A 21622-nucleotide genomic window follows, 5' to 3' on the forward strand; every position below is an offset into this window, starting at 1 on the left:
ATGCTAAGTCCCTGAAATGAAGATAGAAAGCACGACATGAGTTAGACTCAACTAAATAGATTTGAATAGATAAAGGCCAAACTCTCCGCATGGGTAATAACTGGATCGAAAAAGACCCTCAGGCAGCCGCTGAGGCAGAGAAATACGGTACTGCGATTCCAAGTCGCGCGTTCATTATGGAATTTATGGATCACTGGAATGCGCCGATCAGTCATAAACATCTCTGCCGCGAGCTGGAGATCTATGATGCCGCCACGGCTGATCCGCTGATGCACCGTCTGAAGGCGATGTGCCGTGATGGTCAGTTGATGAGCAACCGTAAGAATGAGTTCTGTCTGATCAAGCGCATGGCGCTGATTCCGGGTCGCGTCATTGGTCATCGTGATGGGTTTGGTTTTACGAAGCCGGATGAGGGTGGTGAAGATCTGTTCCTGACACCGCGTGAAATGCGCAAAGTGTTTGATGGCGATCGCGTGTTAGTTCAGGAAGTCGGCGTTGATCAGAAAGGTCGTCGAGAAGGCAAAATTGTCGAAGTGCTGGAGCACTGTACCCGCAAACTGGTGGGGCGCTTTACCGGTGAGAAAGGGTTCGGTGAGCTGGTCCCGGAAAATCAGCGTGTGACGCAAAAAGTCCTGATTGTTCCTAATCCGGAAAACCCGCTGAAGTATAAAGACCAGCAGTTGGTGGTGGTGGAGTTATTTCGCCAGCCGGGCAAGCGTCAGATGCCTCAGGCGCATGTGACCGAAGTGTTGGGCGACCATATGGCACCGGGTATGGAGATCAAGGTCGCCATCGCAAACTACGATGTGCCGGACGAGTGGCCCGATGATGTGCGCCAGGAGATCGGTGATCTGACCGCTGAGGTGGAAGAGAGAGCAAAATCCAATCGTGTGGATCTGCGGGCGTTGCCGCTGGTGACCATCGATGGTGAAGATGCCAAAGACTTTGATGATGCGGTTTATGCGGAGAAGAAGCGTTCCGGTGGCTGGCGTCTATGGGTCGCGATTGCGGACGTGTCCTGGTATGTGCGTCCGAACAGTGCGCTGGATATCGAAGGTCACAACCGCGGCAACTCGGTGTATTTCCCGGAATTTGTGGTGCCGATGTTGCCGGAGCTGTTATCCAACGGTTTGTGCTCACTGAACCCGCATGTTGACCGTCTGGCTATGGTGTGTGAGATGACCATCAGTGAGTCGGGTAACCTGTCCGGTTACAAATTCTATGAAGCGGTGATCCAGTCTCATGCACGCCTGACCTACACCAAAGTTGGCAAGATGCTGATGGAAGCAGAGAGTGATGAGGGGCAGCGCTTACGGACTGAATACAGTGAGGTGGTGCCGCATCTGGAATCGCTGCACAGTCTTTACCACGGCTTGCGCGCTGCACGTGACACTCGTGGTGCCATCGATTTTGAAACCACTGAAACCCGTATTTTGTTTGGTGAAGAGCGCAAGATTGAAAAGATTGTGCCGGTCACCCGCAACGATGCCCACAAGCTGATTGAAGAGTGCATGCTCTGCGCGAATGTTGCGACCGCACGCTTCCTGAGCAAGTTGAAAGTCCCGTCTCTGTATCGTGTGCACGAAGGGCCAAAAGAGCAGAAACTGACTAGTTTGCGCGCGTACTTGGGTGAGCTGGGCTTGAACCTGGGCGGTGGTGAAGAGCCGTCACCGAGCGACTATCAGTTGTTGGCAGAGCAGATTGAAGGGCGTCCGGACCGTCATGTGATCCAGACCATGATGCTACGTTCTATGCGTCAGGCGGTTTATAGTCCGGACAACAAAGGTCACTTCGGTCTGGCGTACACCGCGTATACCCACTTTACGTCGCCGATCCGCCGTTACCCGGACCTGATGGTGCACCGTGCGATCCGCGCCATGATCCACTCGTCCAAAGAGGATCGGGCGATTGGTCGTCCGGATGAGTTCTCATTGAATATGGATTTCCAATACGGTTACAGCATGGAGCAGATGCTGCAGCTGGGTGAACACTGTTCGATGACCGAGCGTCGTGCCGATGATGCTACCCGTGATGTAGTGGCGTGGTTGAAGTGCGAGTACATGCAGGATCAGGTCGGCGAAGAGTTCGATGGCGTGATCTCGGCTGTGACGGGTTTTGGTGTCTTTGTTGAGCTGGAAGATGTCTTTGTTGAGGGGCTGATCCATGTCACCGCCTTGCCGGGGGACTATTACAACTTTGATGCGGCGAAACAACGCTTAGTTGGCGAGCGGACCCGCAAGAATTTCCGTCTGGGTGATCGCTTACGGGTGCAGGTTGTACGGGTTGATCTGGATGAACGTAAGATCGATTTCGAGCTGGTAAAAACCATCGAGAAGCGTGAGAAGGTGAAGAAGCGCCAGTTGTTGGCGGAAGGTAAAATCAGCGCACCTTCGGAGGTCGGCTTTAAATCTAAAGGTGGCGAAAAAGAACATGTCGGGCGCAAGGAAGAGTGGGACAACAGTAAGAAGCCACGCAAACGCCCGGTGACGCGTAAGGCCAAGGCGGCTGATCCACACAACCCGCGTCGTAAGCAGGCGTCTGCGGCGAAGAAGGATGAGCGCCTGGCAAAACTTTCGTCCGCAGAGCGAGAGTTGGCTGAGTTATCACCAAAAGCCAAAGGCAAAAGTAAGAAGTCGATTAAGCGCAAAGCTAAAACCAAAACCAGTAGAAAGTCTCCAGGCAGTCGGGTGGCTGCAGGTGGCGCAAAGAAACCGACCAAGCGAAGTGTTAAGAAAACTGCACGTTAAGGTTTTAGTGCGTGTAGAAGCTGAGAGCCGCAGTCCCTTTCAGGGCTGCATATCCCACTGTCAGTAGTAAAATCCCCATCCCCAGCCAGCGTCGAAAAACCGTTGGCAGGGGCATTTCTTTCGACCTTCCCAAATACCAGCGCAAGATGGCTGCAAGCAGCAACCCCTCCGCAAGACCGGCAATCACATCTAATGGCCAATGCACGCCGAGTATAACCCGCGACAGTGCCACGGATACTATGGGCAGCATAAACGCCAGATAGATACGGCGTTTGAGGGTTGCGCAGCAGCCGTGTGCAAAAAGCACCGCCCAGCTTGCCAGCAGAGTGGCGGCACTGGAGGCGTGTCCGCTGGGGAAGCTGTCGCTGTCATACAGTAGCTGTCCCAGTTCCGGACGTGGCCAGCCTAGGCTGTGTTTAATGGCAACATTGAGTAGTAAGACGCCCAGCATTAGTAGCAGGAACATGACAGCCGTTCGGGCACGCGTGTGGACGCTCAGCAGTATCGCGGTTAGTAGGCTGCCGACAATCAGATAGATACCATCACCGAGGAGTGTTGCGAACACTGCGTACACGTGTAGGTATTCGGGTGATGGATGAAGCTGGTTGTATACCTCCAACTCAAGTGGAGAGACACCGGTGAGCTGTCGAAAGGTGATGCAGAGGATCAGCAGCAGGGTCGTCAGTACAATAAAGACATAGGTTCGTAACAGATCTTTGGCACCAGTAGCGAATGGATGCAGCCAGCGGTAGACATGCTTTCCCGGTGTCAGTTGGTGGTGTATAGCGTGAAACAGGACACCAATAAACACGACCAGTGCGACTAGTTGCAGCCAGATATTCCAACCCATCTTGAGTTCTTCTGCCTGCTGGCCCAGCCAATATGCGGGGATAAGGTATACCGGCGCCCAGAACGCTGCTGAAAGCAGATTAAACACCAGAAAACGTGCGGGAGGCATCGCGCAACTTCCGGCAATAAACGGGATCACCGCCCGGATCGGTCCGATAAAGCGGCCCAGAAAGATGCTGAGACCACCGTAACGTGCAAAAAAACGTTCACCCTCTGCAATCCAGTTGGGGTGTCGTTGCATGATTTTGAGTGAGGCGATCCAATGGCTGGCATAGCGCCCCAGTATATAGCTGATCCAATCACCTGCCACCGCACCTAAAAAGCCGCTCAGCAGTAACAGAGGAAGGGAGAGCGCCTGTTGTCCGGCTAGCCAGCTGATTGTTGCCAATATCGCCACGCCGGGCACCAGAATGCCGACAAACGCGAGTGATTCGAGCAAAGCTAATAGAGCGGTGGCGATAAAAATACTCTGGGTGGCGTAGCTGTTTATCCAGCTGATCAGATCATCCAATGAGGTCGTCCTGATGTTGTAACCTTATTACTGTAATCATAGATATGAATTTGTTCAGCTCTGTTATAATTTGCGCCGAAACCGACCGGCTACGGAACACTTTTTGATGAAAGAGATCATTCTGCTCACAATTTCCGGTGATGATAAACCGGGTGTTACTTCAGCGATCACCAATATTCTGGCGGACTACAGTATCAATGTCCTCGATATTGGTCAGGCTGTCATCCACAACACTTTGTCGCTGGGCATTCTTATCGAAGTACCTAAAGAAGCTGAATCTTCTCCGCTTCTGCGTGATGTGTTGTTTAAAGCACACGAACTTAACATGAACATTCGTTTTCAGCCGGTTGATGAAGGTGAATACGAAGGCTGGGTTGTGGGTCAGGGTAAGTCCCGTCACATCATCACCTTGCTGGCACGTAAGATCACCGCAGACCATATCGGTTGTGTGACCCGTATTGCGGCCAGTCATGGTCTGAATATCGATAATATCAGCCGCTTGTCAGGACGTATCTCTCTGGAAGAGGCAGTAGATCAGACAAAAGCCTGCGTCGAGTTTTCTGTGCGAGGGGCGCCGCATGATGCGGGTGCATTGCGTGCTGAATTCCTGAAAGCGGCCAGTGATCTGGATGTTGATATCGCCTTTCAGGAAGACAATATCTTCCGTCGGAATCGCCGCCTGGTGGTCTTTGATATGGACTCGACGCTGATTGAAGCGGAGGTGATCGATGAGTTGGCGATCGAAGCGGGTGTGGGTGATCAGGTTATCGAGATTACCGAATCAGCCATGCGTGGCGAGATCGACTTCAACGAAAGCTTCCGTCGTCGTGTGGGCTTGCTAAAAGGTTTGGATGCATCCGTGTTGCAGGATGTGGCTGAGCGTTTGCCAATGACCGAAGGGGTTGAAGAGCTGGTGTCTAACCTCAAAGGGTTGGGCTTTAAGACGGCTATTTTGTCCGGTGGCTTTACGTATTTTGGCCATCACTTGCAGGAGAAGCTCGGGTTTGATTATGTCTATGCCAATGAGCTGGATATCGTTGACGGAAAAGTCACCGGTGAAGTGAAAGGTACGATCGTTAACGGCGAGCGAAAGGCTGAGCTGTTGCGTGAAATCGCGGAGAAAGAGGGTGTTCGTCTGGAGCAGACGATTGCTGTCGGTGATGGTGCAAACGATCTGCCGATGCTGTCTATTGCAGGTTTGGGTATCGCTTTCCGTGCCAAGCCGTTAGTGCGGGAAAGCGCTAAGCAGGCGATTTCTACCTTGGGTCTGGATGGTATTCTGTACCTAATTGGTTTCCGTGACCGTGACGCGCTGAAATAACTATACGATAGGGGTGAACCCCGTCGGATTGAAGAAACCCTTCTGTATCGCTATGTTGGTGGATTCAGAAGGGTTTTTTTATGCGTATTGCCTGTCGAGCCTTAATCAATGGCTTGGTATAAAGGCGCGTTCCTACAACCAGCAGTAGAACCAGTAAAGAGTTCTGTAGCTGCTGGAAATTCCCGCCCTCCAAAAATATCAGAGACTCTCCAATAAACGCCAGGCAAAGAACAATCAACAGGCGGCTCGTTTGATCGAGAAAGCTAATCATTTGAATTCCATCGGATCTATGCAAAAAAAATGTTTAAACGCTGATGGAAGTATAGTCTGGCTAACGTGAGTTGCGCGAAATAGGGGATGAGGATGGGACAGCAGGCATAAAAAATCCCCGTAAGGACGACCTTACGAGGAAATGTAGTCTCCAAGTCAGTGACTAACTTTGGAATAGAAAGCAATCAACAGCCTGTAGTGACACAGCCTGAATTTCAGTATAGCCATTGAATTTTTATATATCAATTGGCTATTTGCATATAGCTATATCAAATATCAGCTATCGAAGAAGTCGTAATCCATTGCATCTTTTGGCGGCTGCAAGTAATTGCCCTGCACGAAGTCTACGCCCGCTTTCCAGAGAGTACCCATTACACGCGTACCTTCAACCAGAGGTGCAATCGTGACTTTCTTCTGTACTTTTAAGGTGTGCAGCAATTTGAGAACATCTTTGCTGTCTGCGCCAGCTTCGTTCAATTCCTGGATGTAGCTGCCATCCAGTTTTACGTAGTCCGGATTAACTTGCTTCAGTACCAACTCCGAATTGATAGAGCTGCCGAAATGTTTGATACAGATCTGGCAATGAAGCTTCCGCAATGTATCGGCAAAGAACTTAGCGTGCTTCAAGTAGGAAGACGCATCGTTTTCGCTGATCTGGAATACCAGATAGTTGGCAGGCAAACCCGCCTTGCGAAGCAACTCAGACAGCCACAGCAGCGTTTTTCTATCCCGTAGGGTGCGGCTGGATAAATTGATAAAGACGCGGTTACGCTGCTTACGGCGGAATTCACGCTGCATATTCAGCATGGTCTCTTTAATAACCCAGCGATCTACCTTGATACTGATGTCTGCCTGATCCAGCGTGTCTAGGAAGTTATTCGGAGAGATCTCTTCGCCTTTCTCGCCAATCAGTCGCAGGAAGGTTTCGTAGTGGTGGTCGGTGATGTCCTGGCTGTTCAGTGCCACGATCGGCTGGAACAGCAGTTTCATATTTTTCTGCTGAATAGCATCTTCCAGCATGAAGACCTGATCCGCGGATTCATCGGTATTGCTCTCGACCGATTCGTATAGCTTGACGCCATTGCCGCGTTGATTGTCGGCACGGATACTGTCTGCTGCTCCGCGTGCGCGTTCCAGAATAACTTTACGGGTCGGTGTGTTATCACTGATGGTGGTTACACCAATAGAGCAGGTCGTCTGAATCGTGGTGCTGCTGGATTCAGATATATTGCCTGAAATGGCTTTGCACAGTTTGCTCGCCAGCGTCGTTGCTTTGTCCGGATTTGGGTCGTGATAAATGACCGCAAAGCTGTCTTCTTCTGGGCGAGCGAGTAAGTGTGCCTTGTTAACGTGTTTCTTCAGCAATGTGGAGATATCACGAACCACCTGATCGCAGCCTTCTATGCCGATGTCAGAGCGAATCTCAAGGTAGTTATCCAGGCTGATATACAGCAGATTACAGTCGGCACCACCTTCCATCGCGCGCTGCAGTGTTTCGTCCAGCTCGTTATTGAAGTAATCCAGATTATACAGGCCGGACACCAAATCAAGTTTGTCCTGCAGTACCTGTTCTTCTTCTTTGCGTTCAGCACTCAGAGTAATTTGAATGCATGCGCTGTTGTTATAACGCGCGGGGCGCAAAGCGAGGTTGGTATCGAATTCGGTTTCATCTGCGCGTACGGCAGTTAGCTGTAAGCTCGCGTTGCGCAGGTTTTCCTGTTGCATCATCTGAAGCTGCTCTTGCAGCTCCTCTTTATGGCTCTGGCTAAAGCAGAGAGAGAGGGATGTACCAAGCAGTGTTTCGGGGGATTCGAAACCCAGTAACGTGGCTATGCTTTGGTTAGCGAACAGGATGGTATCACCATCACAGCAAGCGATTGCGTGGGTAGAGCTTTCTAATAGGGATTCGTACTGTTTTTCTGCATCGGAAAGCGATGATTCTGTCTGGCGCAGTTTGCGGCGGCTTTCCAGATGTTCGAGCTCGCGCCGAATCGCCAGCATCAGCAGCTCTTTTTCTTCCAGCGGTACGACGGCCTGAATGTTGTTCTTCAAGCCTTGAAGCAGATAATGGCTGTCAGAGTTGGGTACCAGCTGAATAAGGGGGATATCTTTATCAAGGCGACGCAGATGATGCATCGCATTCTTGCCACTGAAAGCGCTCTGGTTGGTGGTAAACAGAATAACATCCCAGGAACGCTCGCTTAGCGCATCCAGGAATTCCTGTTCAGTTGATACCAGATGTCCACGAGGAGCCAGCCGAGAGGCGCGCAAAAGCCGAATGATCGGGTCTGTCTCTTCTGCAGACATTCCCAGAAACATTAGCTGTACGTTCTTTCTCAATCTCTGACGCCGCCGTGTCGAGAGCTGGTCTAAGACCGCTTTGGTTGCAAATGAAGGTGATTGGGTCATGCGCTATCCCCGGGCGCTGGCTTTCAGTCCTTGTTTAGGCGGTCAAGTTTAAAGGGTTTGGAAATGAAAGTCAGGACATATTTTGATCAGTCTTTGATATAAGACAAACTTTAACTGAGGGGAAACACTTAGGTGTTTTTTACTAGAATAAATAGGAGAGTGGCTGGGGTAGGAGGATTCGAACCTCCGCATGCAGGAATCAGAATCCTGTGCCTTACCGCTTGGCGATACCCCAACAATGTAGTGCAAACACGAATGTCTTTGCTGGTTCTCGTAGCAGAACCTGATTTATCGTCTATTCAGACAGGCTAACTAAACAAGGTTAGTTAAAAGCATTTCAACCGGTGATCAGAGGAAATGGTGGCAATAGCGGGACTCGAACCTGCGACCCTCGCATTATGAATGCGATGCTCTAACCAACTGAGCTATATTGCCTGAATAGAGTGGCAGGGGTAGCTGGATTCGAACCAACGCATGACGAGATCAAAACCCGTTGCCTTACCGCTTGGCTATACCCCTGCATTTCTCAATCTCAACAACATGGTGGCAATAGCGGGACTCGAACCTGCGACCCTCGCATTATGAATGCGATGCTCTAACCAACTGAGCTATATTGCCGTGCTGTTGAGGTCGCGAATTATTCTCTGTTTCGGCTTATGTGTCAACAGGTTGTGTGCAAAAAAGTTAAAGGAAAGTGCGTTTTTTTTTATCTTTTTTCGAGCGCGTCCCAGAAGACTCAAAAAAGGCTAAAAAGTGGTTAAGGTCTGTACAGTTTGGGCATAAAAAAACCGATCCTGATGGGATCGGTTTTTTTGGGGGAAGAGGTAAGGTGGATCTAAAGATCAGACGTTAAAGCGGAAGTGAACAACATCGCCATCATTAACGATGTAGTCTTTGCCTTCCAGACGCCAGCGTCCAGCGTCCTTCGCCCCTTGTTCTCCGTTGTATTCGATAAAGTCGTCATATGAGACAACCTCGGCGCGGATAAAGCCTTTTTCAAAGTCGGTGTGGATAACGCCAGCCGCCTGTGGTGCGGTTGCACCAACTTTGACAGTCCATGCGCGGACTTCTTTTTCACCGGCTGTAAAATAGGTCTGCAGGCCTAGCAGGTTGTAACCAGCGCGGATAACGCGATCCAGACCTGCTTCTTCCATGCCGAGGTCTTCCAGGAACATGTCGCGCTCTTCGTCTTCCAGTTCGGCAATTTCTGCTTCCAGCTTATTGCAGATAGCGACGATTTGCGCGCCTTCTGATTCAGCCAGTGAGCGTACCGCGTCCAGATGAGGGTTGTTTTCAAATCCATCTTCATCGACGTTAGCGATGTACATGGTTGGTTTAACCGTCAGCAAATGGAACTGTTTGATCAGTTGGGCTTCGTCATCGTTCAGATCCATTGCACGAACTGGATTGCCGGCACCTAATTGGTCTTGCAGGCGTTCAAGCATCTCTTTCTGCTTGATGGCATCTTTATCGCCGCTTTTAGCAACACGCAGAACGCGCTGTAGCTGCTTCTCAACCGACTCCAGGTCGGAAAGGGCCAGCTCGGTGTTGATGATGTCGATATCTTCCAGCGGATCGATGCGGTTGGCAACGTGCTGTACGTCTTCGTTTTCGAAGCAGCGTACGACATGTGCAATCGCGTCAGTTTCACGAATATTAGCCAGAAACTTATTGCCCAGACCTTCACCTTTAGAGGCGCCGGCAACCAATCCCGCAATATCTACAAACTCCATTGTCGTAGGTAATACGCGCTGAGGATTAACAATGTCTGCCAGTTTATCGAGACGTGGATCTGGCATTGGTACGATGCCTGAGTTTGGCTCGATGGTGCAGAACGCGTAGTTTTCGGCCGCGATGCCTGCTTTGGTCAGTGCGTTGAACAGGGTGGATTTGCCAACATTGGGCAAACCGACGATACCGCATTTAAAACCCATGGTGAGTCCTACCGTTAACCTTTGAAACTGTGGAGTTGATTCATCGCTTTTGCCCAGTCGCCATCAAGGGCTTGGGGTAGATAGCGAATCGCTTCGTGTGTAGCGTCATCTGTTGCCTGTCTTTCGCTGACAGGTGCTTTGCTTAAGACAAAGCCAGATACCTGACTGGCATGGCCGGGATGACCAATACCCAGACGAAGACGATAGAAATTCTTGTTGTTGCCTAACTTACTGATGATGTCACGCAAGCCATTGTGGCCGCCGTGACCACCCCCTTTCTTGAAGCGAGCGACACCCGGAGGCAGATCCAGCTCGTCATGGGCAACCAATATAGATTCAGGGGGGATTTTGAAGAAGTTCGCCAGTGAAGAAACTGACTGGCCGCTCAGATTCATAAACGTCGTGGGTACTAGCAGGTGGACTGCCTGACCGTTTATCTGAGTCTTTGCGTAGAGCCCGTGGTATTTCTTGTCGGGCTGCAGAGAGGTGAGTTGTTGAGCAGCAAGCTGCTCAACAAACTCAGCACCGGCATTATGGCGTGTATTAGCGTATTGAGCGCCTGGATTTCCCAGGCCTACGATAAGCTGAATTTTGTCCTTCATGCCGGTACCTTTAGCGGGCTATAGTGCGGGCAATTAGCCTGCAGCTTTCGCGCCACGTGGAGCGTATACGTAACCGATACCCTGGTCGTGGTCGGAACCGCGACGCAGTGCAACGATCTCAACACCTTCTGGCATAGAGATGTCGGACAGGTGAAGAACCTGACCCAGTTCAGCGTTAGCCATATCAACAATCAGTGCTTCTGGCAGTTTGTCAGCCAGACACAGTACTTCAACAGTGTTCTTCTCAACTGCGAATTTAGCTGATGCTTTAGCAGCAGCAGATTTTTCGAAGTTAGCGAACTGCAGAGGTACAACGATCTTGATCTGAGTTGTTTTGGTGATGCGCTGGAAGTCTGCGTGCAGAACTTCTGGACGAGCAGGGTGACGCTGCAGATCTTTGATGATTACTTTTTCTTCTTTGTCATCCAGTTTAATAGTCAGGATAGAAGAGAAGAAAGTTTCATCTTGGATGTCTTTGATCAGTTCGTTGTTAGGGATAGAGATAGCAGCAGGTTTTTTGCGCTTATCACCACCGTAAATGATACCAGGAACCAGACCAGCACGACGCAGGCGGCGGCTCGCACCTTTCCCCTCATCTTCGCGCGCTACAGCGTTAATTACGAAATCAGACATTTTAAATACCTTTAATAAGCAAAACTGCAAACCTCCGCGACCAGAGCTTTGCAGCTGATTGATGCCCTAGTGGGCTTGTATGCTCCGGACTTTTGATCCAGGGCGGTCAGTGCCGTTCCTTATCGGAACATGGCGCTGATAGATTCTTCGTTGCAAACACGACGTACGGCTTCAGCCAGCATAGGTGCCAGTGTCAGCTGACGGATCTTGCTGCAGTCCTGAGCAGCGTTGCTCAGCGGAATAGTATCGGAAACAACCAGCTCATCCAGCTTGGAGTTGTTGATGTTGTCGATAGCCGGGCCAGACAGTACCGCGTGGGTAGCGTAGGCAACAACGCGTGCTGCGCCGTTGTCTTTCAGCGCCTGTGCTGCTTTGCACAAGGTGCCGGCTGTATCACACATGTCATCTACCAGGATGCAGGTGCGGCCTTCAACATCACCGATAATGTTCATTACCTGAGATTCGTTTGCGCGCTCACGGCGTTTGTCGATAATTGCCAGATCGCAATCCAGCTGTTTCGCTACTGCGCGGGCACGGACTACGCCGCCCACGTCAGGGGAAACAATCATGGAATTTTCGTATTCCTGATCGACGATGTCATCCAGCAAAACTGGAGAGCCGTATACGTTATCAACCGGTACAGAGAAGAAGCCCTGAATCTGGTCGGCGTGCAAGTCTACGGTCAGAACGCGGTCGATACCGATGTTGGACATCAGATCAGCAACTACTTTTGCAGTAATAGGCACACGTGCTGAACGTGGGCGACGATCCTGACGTGCGTAACCGAAGTAAGGGATTACGGCAGTGATACGTGAAGCAGATGCACGACGCAGCGCATCAGACAGCACAATCAGTTCCATCAGGTTGTCGTTGGTAGGCGCACAAGTGGATTGAATGATGAAGACGTCCTTACCACGGACATTTTCCTGAATCTCAACAGTTACTTCACCATCGCTAAACCGGCCAACGTTTGCTTTACCCATTGGGATATCCAGACGCTCAACAACTTTGCGAGCGAGTTCCGGGTTAGCATTGCCGGTGAAGACCATCATCTTGGACACAGCGTGCACCTTTTCGGTAATTAGATCGGGATTTTTTTCAGAAAGGGAATCGTTCATGAGTGTTTGGCTGGGGTAGGAGGATTCGAACCTCCGCATGCAGGAATCAGAATCCTGTGCCTTACCGCTTGGCGATACCCCAGTAATCTCCTCTATGGAGGATTCAGCCTCCCGTTTAAAGAGGCGCACATTCTCTTAGATGCGTTGTGGAAAGTCAACACCGGGAAGGCTAATGAAGTGGGGTCCACTCCTTAATGATTAACGTGATACTGAGTGCATCGCGACTGAGTCGAATTTTACTCGGAAGTGTATAAATGTCGTGCTGTTTATAGCGCAGATAGCGCACGTGCCAGCCATCCTGCATCAATTCATCGAGGCGGTTGTTATTCATCTGTTGTTGAAAGGAGGAGTCAGGTGCAGGCAGGCCGCGTACCCACCATTGAAATTGCTCGACAGGGACGCTCCAGCCAAGGGTGTCCTGCAGCAGTGCTTCAGGAGAGCCCGCCTGAAAATCGCCTTCACCTGCGATGCTAACCTGAATATGACCTGGCTGCCCGGTAATGCGTGCGCCTCCCTGCCCCAGGGGGCCCGTCATCTCAATGACATATTTCTGATCTTGCTGTTGCCAGAAAAGGTTTGCTGATTGATTGTCCTGGGGGGAGCGAATACCAATTTTTCCGCTCAGTTCCCAGTGTGTCAGCAGTGCCATTTGTTGCTGGTGATCGTTCCAGCTGTTGATCTGAGGTATTGGGGGTTGTTCACTGGTAGTGAACGAGCTACAGCCGGTCAGGGTTAAAAGTGTCGCCAGCAGAGCAACCTGTAAAAACTGCGGCATGACTTACTGTGCTCCAATCGCCTGTGCGGCTTCCTGCAGATGACTATTGTCAGGGCTCTTATTGAGTCCTTGCTTCAAAAGCGCCAGTGCTTTGTCTTTTTCACCTTTTGCCCAATAGGCCTGAATCAGGTGTGATGCCACTTCACCGTCAGGAATCGCTTCATATGCGCGTAGTAAGTATTCGACGGCTTCATCGTAACGTTGCAGTTTAAAAAGTACCCAGCCCATTGAATCGATAATGGCTGGATCGTCAGGACGCATTTTTAGCGCCCGGGAGATGAGTTGATGCGCTTCTTCGTAACGTTCGGTATGGACGGTCAGGGTGTAACCCAGAGCATTCAATGCCAGCGAACTATTAGGTTCAATTTGCAAGATGCGGCGCAGATCGATTTCTGCCCGATCAAAGTCGGTCGCTTCCAGCAGCATTGCGCGCGTATAAAGCAGGCTGACGTCATTTTCAAAGCGTGCAATAGCCTCTTCCAGCAGTATCAATGCTTCGTCTGAAAAGTCGTGCAGGTTCAGCCACTCTGCCTGAAGAGTAAATAGTTGAGGAGCAAGATCTGGGCGAGTTTTACGCACATCGCTGACAATCACGGAGAGGCGTTCGCGGTCTTCAGGTGTGTCCAGCAGGGTGGCGATCCGGCTGATTGCCTGAAAAGTGGTTGCTGGGTCATCAACTTTTTCGAAATGGGCAATCGCTTGTTCGATCTTCCCGTTTTGCTGGGCAATGGCTCCAAGGTAAAAATGGGGACGGGTATCATTTTCGTTCTGTCCCCGCAGTTCTTCGAACAGTTCCTTTGCTTCGGCAGTCTGATTGTTTTCCAGCATCAGGAGTGCAAGATAGAACTTAAGCTGATAATCCTGTCCATTCTGCTTCAGAATACGGTTGGCTTCAGTCACCCCTTGCTTCAGCTGGCCAGACTGGAAAAGCAGTTGTGTTTTCAAAATCAGGAGTGGCTGGTTGTCTGGCTGAGACTTCAGTGCTGGGCGAATAGTCATCAGCGCATTGCGAAAATCGCCCTGGAGGCGTTGCAATTCTGCTTTTTGGGCGACGGCGTCTACGTTGTTGCGATTGACCTGTAGTGCGGTGTTAAACGCGTTGAGCGCTGCATTGTTGTTGCCTTGCTGTTTATGCAGCAAGCCTTGTGTGACGAGAAGATCGGCCTGGTTGGGATTGTTGGCGAGCATCTCATCAAACAAGCTGAGATATCCGGTGGATACGTCGGCAGACATTTCGGGAATCTGGCTACGGATTACGGCGAGCATACGCGGACGGTCATATTCCAGTGCTCGGTCGACCAGCGGGAGGGCTTCATCGTAGCGCTTTTGGTGCAGCAGAATGCTGGCAGATATTTGATACGGTTCTGGGTTTTCGGGATCGGTAGCGATCCACAGCTCAGCGGCCTCGGTGATAGCTCCGACGTTTCGTAGGTATTGAGCGACACGGGTGGCGCGCTCAGCAATATTCGGGTCACGGGTCAGGCGAGCCTGCTTCAGATAGTTGGCCATCGCCAGTTCAAACTGACCTTTTTGTCCGGCCAGTTCAGCAACCAGCAATTCATACACAGACTCTCGATTGAACTCACCCTGCTTATATATAGGCGGTGAATCGTTGCCTGCAGACTGCTGTTTGATAGTTTGCAGACTGCAACCAGTGAGTGCGAATGCAGTGATTAGAGCGTAGAGGCGTATTTTCATGTGATGATGAGCCAGCGTCCCTGTATGTTCAGGTCAATATAGATGAATCTTTATATGAATGTCAGTGTAACAGACTGTGGACTGCCGCGTGGGCGGATGGTTCAGTCGTAGACAGACTGTCACCGTTCAGCAATGAAGACACAATTAATTGAGCCTTGGATTAACAAATAGGGACGGGATTTTTAACCTTTTGTGTAAAGCGTTGTATCATAGCGCGCTTGATTGAAATTACAGGGCGGTATTCGTCTCCGTTACAGAGGTAGTTTTTGGGCGTCATGGCTTTACTGGCTTTAGGTATTAACCACAAAACCGCTCCGGTATCGGTGAGGGAACGGGTAGCGTTTTCTCCCGAACAATTGGCGGACGCTCTATCTGGCGCCCGAGGCTCGGCTGCGCTTAAAGAGATCGCTATTCTCTCGACCTGTAATCGTACGGAACTGTATTGCACCACTGAGCTGGAAGGTACGCGTGCCTTACTGGAATGGCTCGGGGAATTTCATGATCTGGACCCCGATCAGCTGCAGGACTGTTCTTATGCTCACTGGGATGAAGATGCTGCGCGTCACATGATGCGTGTTGCCAGCGGATTGGACTCGCTGGTACTAGGTGAGCCTCAGATCCTGGGACAGCTGAAGTCATCTTTTGCGTTGTCGCAGGAACATGGCCATGTGGGTGCTGAACTGGGACGCCTGTTTCAGCAAACCTTCTCGGTTGCAAAGCAGGTACGTACTGATACGGCGATTGGTGAAAACCCGGTATCGGTTGCGTACGCGGCGGTGAGTCTGGCACAGCATATCTTTTCCGATCTACGCAGCAGTAAGGCGTTATTAATCGGCGCGGGTGAAACCATTGAGCTGGTGGCCCGGCATCTGTCTCAGGCGGGTGTTCAGGATATTACGGTGGCAAACCGGACATTAAACCGTGCATTGTCGCTTGCGAACGAAGTCGACGGGCGCGCTATCTTGTTGGGTGATATTCCTGATGCGCTCTGCAACGCTGATATTGTCATTGCATCCACAGCCAGTCAGTTACCGATACTGGGTAAAGGTGCTGTGGAAAGCGCACTGAAAAAGCGCAAGCATGAACCGATCTTTATGGTGGATATCGCGGTACCGCGTGATATCGAGCCTCAGGTCGCTGATCTGGATGATGTTTACCTGTACACCGTCGATGACCTGAAAGAGGTGATCGAAGAGAATCAGCGCAGTCGTGAAAGTGCGGCGCGCGAGGCTGAAGAGATTATCGAAGTTGGGGCGCATGATTTTATGCGTCAGCTTCGTTCTTTGCTGGCGGTTGATACATTAACCTCGCTGCGCAGCCAAGCGGAAATTACCCGCGATCAGGAACTGGATAAAGCGTTGCGTCAGTTGAAGAATGGGAAATCAGCGGAGGAGGTTATCACTCAGCTAGCCCGTGGCCTGACGAATAAAATGCTGCATCAGCCAACCATTCAAATGCGTAAAGCCAGTGCGGAAGGTCGTACTGAGCTTTTGTCGCTGGTACAGGAGTTGTACCAGCTTTCCGAAACGGATCAGAACGATACCCATAAATGAAAGAGTCTATTCTCGCTAAACTAGAAAAGCTCAGCGATCGCTACGAAGAGCTTGCTGCGCTGATGTCTGATGCCGACGTTATTTCTGATCAGAATCTGTTCCGTGACTATTCGAAGGAATATGCCGAGCTGGAGCCAGTCGTCAAAAGCTTTGAAGCTTACAATGAAGCGCAGGCCGATCAGGAAGAAGCCGAGCTGATGATGAAAGACAGTGATCCCGATATGCGTGAGATGGCGAAAGATGAGCTGTCTGATGCGAAAGAGCGGATCGAGAGCCTAGAAACTGAGCTGCAGATTCTGTTGTTGCCCAAAGACCCGAACGACGCGCGTAACGTCTTTCTGGAGATTCGTGCGGGTACCGGCGGCGATGAGGCGGCTATTTTCTCGGGTGACCTGTTTCGCATGTACTCCCGCTATGCCGAATCACAGGGATGGCGCGTTGAGATTGTAAGCGCCAATGAAGGTGAGCATGGTGGTTATAAGGAATTGATCAGCCGTGTTGTCGGGACCGATGTGTTTTCCCGTCTGAAGTTTGAATCCGGTGCACATCGGGTACAACGTGTGCCAGAGACTGAATCTCAGGGCCGTATCCATACCTCTGCCTGTACGGTCGCGGTCATGCCCGAAATGGATGAGGTTGAGGCGATCGAGATCAACAAAGCTGATCTGCGAGTGGATACTTTCCGTGCCTCGGGGGCCGGTGGTCAGCACGTCAACAAGACCGATTCGGCAATCCGTCTGACCCATATCCCAACGGGCGTGGTGGTGGAGTGTCAGGAGGAGCGTTCGCAGCATAAGAACCGCGCGAAGGCGATGTCTTTGCTGGCGTCCCGCTTGCAGGCCGCTGAAACGGAACGCCATGCGGCAGAGCAGGCAAGCACGCGTAAAAGTCTGGTCGGCAGTGGTGACCGTTCTGAGCGTATCAGGACTTACAACTATCCGCAGGGCCGGGTTACCGATCACCGGATCAATCTGACGCTCTATAAGCTGCAGGAAGTGATGACTGGAGATCTTGGGCATGTGGTTGATCCGTTGATGAACGAGTATCAGGCAGAGCAGTTAGGTGCGTTGTCCGATAGCTGATTCATGCTCAAGCTGATCTGTAAAAACAGCCTCGATGCTTTGCGGTATCGGGGCTGTTTTGTTTCTGACGCAACCCAGTTGTAAATCATCGTCGACGTTAAGATTGGCTCCTAGGTCGACTTCTATGGTGGTGGATGTCGCGGTAGTATGGGGCTGAAGCTAGTTTAACCTTTGGAATCGAATGAATATCGAACAGGCCGTGGCGCTGCATGAGCGTCTGCAAGGGGTGAGTGATTCGTCCCGTCTGGATGCTGAGTTGTTACTGTGCCATGTATTGCAGCGCCCTCGCAGTTATCTATTTACCTGGTCAGACAGAGAAGTGTCAGAACCTGATCAGCGGGCTTACGAGCAATTACTGACCCGCCGCCTGAAAGGTGAGCCGGTGGCGCATCTGATCGGATCTCAGGCATTTTGGACTCTGGATTTGGAAGTGACGGCGGATACGCTGATTCCTCGGCCCGAAACAGAGACGCTGGTCGAAGTTGCGCTGGATAAGTTGGCGAATGGCCCGTATCGGGTGGCAGATCTGGGAACCGGCACGGGTGCTATCGCGTTGGCTCTGGCCTCTGAGCGTTTGGGTTGGCAAGTGGTGGGTTGTGATCGCGTGGATGCCGCAGTGGTATTGGCGGAACGTAATCGCCAGCGACTTGAAATCCGCAATGCTGACTTTGTCCAGGGGAGTTGGTTTGAGCCTCTGGTTGGGCGCTTTGATATGATCGTTAGCAATCCACCCTATATCGATCCACAGGATCCTCATTTGCAGCAGGGGGATGTTCGCTTTGAACCCCTGAGCGCCTTGATTGCTGATAAGCAGGGGATGGCTGATATTGAAAAGATCGCCAGTGATGCCCGTGAGTATCTGAATAGGGGAGGCTGGTTGCTGTTCGAACATGGTTACGATCAAGGACAACGCGTGCGTGCGCTGTTAGAACAGCTGGGGTATGACGACGTTGCAACCATTCAAGATTTGGGTGACCGGGACCGGGTGACACTCGGCTGTTGGGTAAGAGGTAGTTAGAAAATGTTAAGTGATGAGCAGTTATTGCGGTACAGCCGCCAGATTATGTTACCCGAGGTTGAGATCGACGGTCAGGAAGCGTGGCTAAATGCCCGTGTTTTGATTCTTGGCGTGGGTGGACTGGGTAGTCCGGTTTCTATGTATCTTGCCGCTGCAGGCGTTGGCGAACTGGTGCTGGTGGATGATGATGAAGTTGATCTGTCCAATCTGCAACGACAAATCGTACACACTACCCAGCGCATTGGTGAACCGAAAGTGACTTCGGCTCAGGCAACGTTGTCGGCACTCAATCCGGATACAAAATTTACAGCGATTGATCGCCGTCTTTCTGACGAAGAACTCGAGAAACTGGTGTCTGAGGTCGATCTGGTGGTGGATTGCACCGACAACTTTACGACGCGCTTTGCGGTGAACAGGGCGTGTGTTGTTCACAAGAAACCACTGGTCTCCGGGGCTGCTATCCGTATGGAAGGGCAGATTGCCGTTTATGATTCTCGGCAAGATGATTCACCCTGTTACCAATGTTTATATAAGCAGGGTGATGATGAAAACCTGACCTGCTCAGAATCGGGTGTGTTAGCGCCATTGGTCGGAATCGTGGGGTCAGTGCAGGCGATGGAAGCACTGAAAGTCCTGGCGGGGGTAGGGGAGCCTCTCGTTGGGAAACTGCTACTTCTTGATGGTCGTACGATGGAATGGCGCTCTCTGAAGTTACGTAAAGATAAGGCATGTCCGATCTGTTCCCAAGGGGAAGCTGATGAGTGAAGTGGAGCTGTTGAGCCCGATGGATGAGGTTGTGATAAAGGTGCTCAACCAAAGCAAAGTGATTGCGTTGGTTGGGGCAAGCCCCAAACCGGAGCGCGCCAGCTTTCGGGTTATGAATTATCTATTGGCACGGGGCTATGACGTCATTCCGGTCAATCCGCTTAAAGCGGGTAGCGATATATTAGGCCAACCGGTTGTTGCTTCCTTAGCAGAGATTGAAAAGCCGATCGATATGGTCGATGTATTTCGAAACTCTGAAGCGGCGGGTGCAGTGATTGACGAAGCGATTCAGGTTGGGGCGAAAGCGGTGTGGTTACAGCTGGATGTGATTCATGAGGCCGGTGCACAACGGGCACGTGACGCGGGGCTGGACGTGGTGATGGACCGCTGCCCAAAGATTGAAATCCCTCGCTTGGGCATTGAGTGAGGTTGTTACAAAAAGCGGATTAAGAACAAGCTAAATAATAGGGATGATCACACACATTGTGATCATCCCTATTCAGCGTATGGGGCATGATCAATCACTGTGGGTGATTTTCACGCAGCTTTCGACGCAGTACTTTGCCAACATTCGTTTTTGGGAGTTCCTCTGAAAACTCCACGCTCTTCGGAATTTTGTAGCCGGTCAACTGACTGTGGCACCACTTCTGCAACGTCTCTTGCGATAGATTTTCTGATGCACTGACGACAAACGCTTTTACCGCTTCACCACACACGGCATCCGGCACACCAATGACCGCACACTCCAGAACTTCCGGATGATCACAGATCACGTCCTCCACTTCGCTGGGGTATACGTTAAATCCGGACGTGATAATCATATCTTTAGCCCGGTCAACAATCCGCAGATAGCCGTCCTGTTGCAACACGGCGACATCCCCCGTACGCAGATAGCCATCAGCGGTAAACACCGCTTCCGTTTCATGTGTCTTGTGCCAGTAGCCTTTCATGACCTGCGGTCCACGCACACAGAGCTCGCCGGGTTGCTCGGTGGGTAATGTGACACCGTCAGCATCAATCACTTTAATCTCTGTTTCCAGCAGTGGCAGCCCTATGGTGCCCACTTGTATCCCGCCATAGGGGTTCACCGAGACAACCGGTGATGTTTCGGTCAGGCCATAACCTTCCATAATGCTGCACCCTGTGGCCTGCTCCCATTGTTCAGCCGCCGCATGCGTTAACGCCATGCCGCCCGATACCGTCATCCGCAGGTGACTGAAGTCGATGTCCGCAAACGCTGGCTGGTTACATAGGCCAACAAACAATGTATTCAGCCCAAGAAACGTACTTGTCTGCCAATGCCCCAGCTCTTTAATAAAACCGGGCATATCTCGTGGATTGGGAATTAGCACGCTGTGTCCACCTGCCAGCAGAACAATCTGTGCCAGGGTGAATGCATAGATATGGTATAGGGGTAAGGGGGCAATCACCGTATTTTGCCAGCCATCACCGACGGCATTAATACGATCACTCGTCTGTAATACATTGGAGACGAGATTGGCGTGGGTCAGCATCGCCCCTTTTGATACCCCAGTGGTCCCACCGGTGTATTGCAGGACCGCAATATCTTCACTATTAATCTCCACGGGCACAGGGATCTGCCCGAGGCACTGATCCAGTGCGTCAAATAGTTGGATCGCCTGAGGCAGATTGAATGGCGGCTCCATTTTTTTAACGTATTTAACCGTCGCATTGATCAGCACTCGCTTGAGAAAGCTGTGCAAATCACCCACCTGTGTAACAAAGACCGTTTCGATCTCCGTCTCATCCAGAATCTGCTCAGCATTGCGGGCCATGCTTTTGTGGATAACCAGTGCCTTTGCACCTGAATCACAAAACTGATGCTGCATTTCGGATGTGGTGTAGAGGGGGTTGGTATTGACCACGACCAGGCCGGCTCGCATTGCCCCAAGCAGTACGACGGGATACTGCACGATGTTGGGCAACTGGACTGCGATACGGTCGCCCGGTTCCAGATTCGTATTGCTTTGCAGATACACCGCGAAGGCGTCTGCCAGCTCGTCAAGCTCCTGAAAACTTAAGGTACGCCCGAGACTGGTAAACGCTGGTTTGTCGGCATATTGACTGCAGGCCCATGCCGCAATATCCGTTACGTTTTTAAAGCCCTGAGGATTGATCGCCTCAGGGATAGAGTGTCCCCGTTCAACCGTCATAACCCTGTCCTCACTCCATGTACGCTTGCTGGGTTGCTTACAGAACTCATTCTAGTATGGCACTGAGACGAGAGAAGCGAGAATAATGTGCAAGGATATTCGAATAGGAATTCCGCTAATCAAACGTTTGTTTATTTCTCCTCAGCAAGCATGTGTAAGCCTT

Annotated in this window: 16 protein-coding genes and 5 tRNA genes; 7 read left to right on the top strand and 14 right to left on the bottom strand. The window is 51.2% G+C overall.

Going from position 1 to position 21622, the window contains the following annotated elements:
* Window positions 1-89: 89 nt before the first annotated feature.
* A complete protein-coding gene (rnr, locus tag IOQ59_RS12670) occupies window positions 90-2747 on the top strand; it encodes a ribonuclease R (RefSeq protein ID WP_193953747.1) in 2658 nt (885 codons plus the stop codon).
* Window positions 2748-2751: 4 nt separating this feature from the next.
* Here rnr and IOQ59_RS12675 read toward each other — a convergent pair whose 3' ends face one another.
* On the bottom strand, window positions 2752-4107 hold the full coding sequence (locus IOQ59_RS12675; protein ID WP_193953748.1) for a bifunctional DedA family/phosphatase PAP2 family protein: 1356 nt from the start codon (window positions 4105-4107) through the stop codon (window positions 2752-2754).
* 106 nt (window positions 4108-4213) lie between these two features.
* On the opposite strand from IOQ59_RS12675, the gene serB reads away from it, so the two are divergent.
* Window positions 4214-5428, top strand: coding sequence for a phosphoserine phosphatase SerB (gene serB, locus IOQ59_RS12680; protein ID WP_193953749.1), 1215 nt, complete (start codon window positions 4214-4216; stop codon window positions 5426-5428).
* Between the two features lie 546 nt (window positions 5429-5974).
* Here serB and IOQ59_RS12685 read toward each other — a convergent pair.
* The 12 genes from IOQ59_RS12685 to IOQ59_RS12740 form a co-directional block, all read right to left on the bottom strand.
* Window positions 5975-8107 (bottom strand): EAL domain-containing response regulator, encoded by a 2133-nt coding sequence (locus tag IOQ59_RS12685; RefSeq protein WP_193953750.1) that lies wholly within the window; start codon window positions 8105-8107, stop codon window positions 5975-5977.
* Window positions 8108-8267: 160 nt separating this feature from the next.
* A tRNA-Gln gene (locus tag IOQ59_RS12690) sits at window positions 8268-8342 on the bottom strand.
* A 123-nt stretch (window positions 8343-8465) separates the two neighbouring features.
* Window positions 8466-8542, bottom strand: a tRNA-Met gene (locus tag IOQ59_RS12695).
* A 9-nt stretch (window positions 8543-8551) separates the two neighbouring features.
* A tRNA-Gln gene (locus IOQ59_RS12700) sits at window positions 8552-8626 on the bottom strand.
* A gap of 22 nt (window positions 8627-8648) precedes the next feature.
* Window positions 8649-8725: transfer RNA gene (locus IOQ59_RS12705), tRNA-Met, on the bottom strand.
* A 224-nt stretch (window positions 8726-8949) separates the two neighbouring features.
* Window positions 8950-10041 (bottom strand): redox-regulated ATPase YchF, encoded by a 1092-nt coding sequence (ychF, locus tag IOQ59_RS12710; RefSeq protein ID WP_193953751.1) that lies wholly within the window; start codon window positions 10039-10041, stop codon window positions 8950-8952.
* Window positions 10042-10055: 14 nt separating this feature from the next.
* A complete protein-coding gene (pth, locus tag IOQ59_RS12715) occupies window positions 10056-10643 on the bottom strand; it encodes an aminoacyl-tRNA hydrolase (RefSeq protein WP_193953752.1) in 588 nt (195 codons plus the stop codon).
* Window positions 10644-10676: 33 nt separating this feature from the next.
* Window positions 10677-11276, bottom strand: a complete 600-nt coding sequence (locus IOQ59_RS12720) for a 50S ribosomal protein L25/general stress protein Ctc (RefSeq protein ID WP_193953753.1) — start codon at window positions 11274-11276, stop codon at window positions 10677-10679.
* 119 nt (window positions 11277-11395) lie between these two features.
* Window positions 11396-12337 carry a ribose-phosphate pyrophosphokinase gene (locus IOQ59_RS12725; protein ID WP_193953754.1) on the bottom strand — a complete coding sequence of 314 codons (942 nt, stop codon included), beginning with the start codon at window positions 12335-12337 and terminating at the stop codon, window positions 11396-11398.
* 64 nt (window positions 12338-12401) lie between these two features.
* Window positions 12402-12476 (bottom strand) — tRNA-Gln (locus IOQ59_RS12730).
* Window positions 12477-12563: 87 nt separating this feature from the next.
* Window positions 12564-13169, bottom strand: coding sequence for a lipoprotein insertase outer membrane protein LolB (gene lolB, locus IOQ59_RS12735; RefSeq protein WP_193953755.1), 606 nt, complete (start codon window positions 13167-13169; stop codon window positions 12564-12566).
* A gap of 3 nt (window positions 13170-13172) precedes the next feature.
* The gene (locus IOQ59_RS12740; protein ID WP_193953756.1) at window positions 13173-14867 is read right to left on the bottom strand and encodes a tetratricopeptide repeat protein; all 1695 of its coding nucleotides are present in this window, start codon (window positions 14865-14867) and stop codon (window positions 13173-13175) included.
* Window positions 14868-15142: 275 nt separating this feature from the next.
* Between IOQ59_RS12740 and hemA the strand changes: the two genes are divergently transcribed.
* The 5 genes from hemA (at window position 15143) to IOQ59_RS12765 (ending at window position 19712) form a co-directional block, all read left to right on the top strand.
* Entirely contained in the window at window positions 15143-16420 is a 1278-nt protein-coding gene (gene hemA / locus IOQ59_RS12745; protein WP_193953757.1) for a glutamyl-tRNA reductase, read from the top strand.
* Window positions 16417-17502, top strand: coding sequence for a peptide chain release factor 1 (prfA, locus tag IOQ59_RS12750; RefSeq protein WP_193953758.1), 1086 nt, complete (start codon window positions 16417-16419; stop codon window positions 17500-17502). Before hemA ends, prfA begins: the two co-directional genes overlap by 4 nt.
* Before the next feature lie 181 nt (window positions 17503-17683).
* Entirely contained in the window at window positions 17684-18520 is an 837-nt protein-coding gene (gene prmC, locus IOQ59_RS12755; protein WP_193953759.1) for a peptide chain release factor N(5)-glutamine methyltransferase, read from the top strand.
* Between the two features lie 3 nt (window positions 18521-18523).
* Window positions 18524-19285 (top strand): molybdopterin-synthase adenylyltransferase MoeB, encoded by a 762-nt coding sequence (locus tag IOQ59_RS12760; protein ID WP_193953760.1) that lies wholly within the window; start codon window positions 18524-18526, stop codon window positions 19283-19285.
* Window positions 19278-19712: a CoA-binding protein gene (locus tag IOQ59_RS12765; RefSeq protein ID WP_228050877.1), complete on the top strand. Its 435-nt coding sequence runs from the start codon at window positions 19278-19280 to the stop codon at window positions 19710-19712. Before IOQ59_RS12760 ends, IOQ59_RS12765 begins: the two co-directional genes overlap by 8 nt.
* A 94-nt stretch (window positions 19713-19806) precedes the next feature.
* Here IOQ59_RS12765 and IOQ59_RS12770 read toward each other — a convergent pair whose 3' ends face one another.
* Window positions 19807-21459 (bottom strand): AMP-binding protein, encoded by a 1653-nt coding sequence (locus IOQ59_RS12770; protein ID WP_193953761.1) that lies wholly within the window; start codon window positions 21457-21459, stop codon window positions 19807-19809.
* Window positions 21460-21622: the final 163 nt, after the last annotated feature.

Source organism: Pontibacterium sinense (assembly GCF_015209595.1).
GTDB classification, from domain to species: domain Bacteria; phylum Pseudomonadota; class Gammaproteobacteria; order Pseudomonadales; family Balneatricaceae; genus Pontibacterium; species Pontibacterium sinense.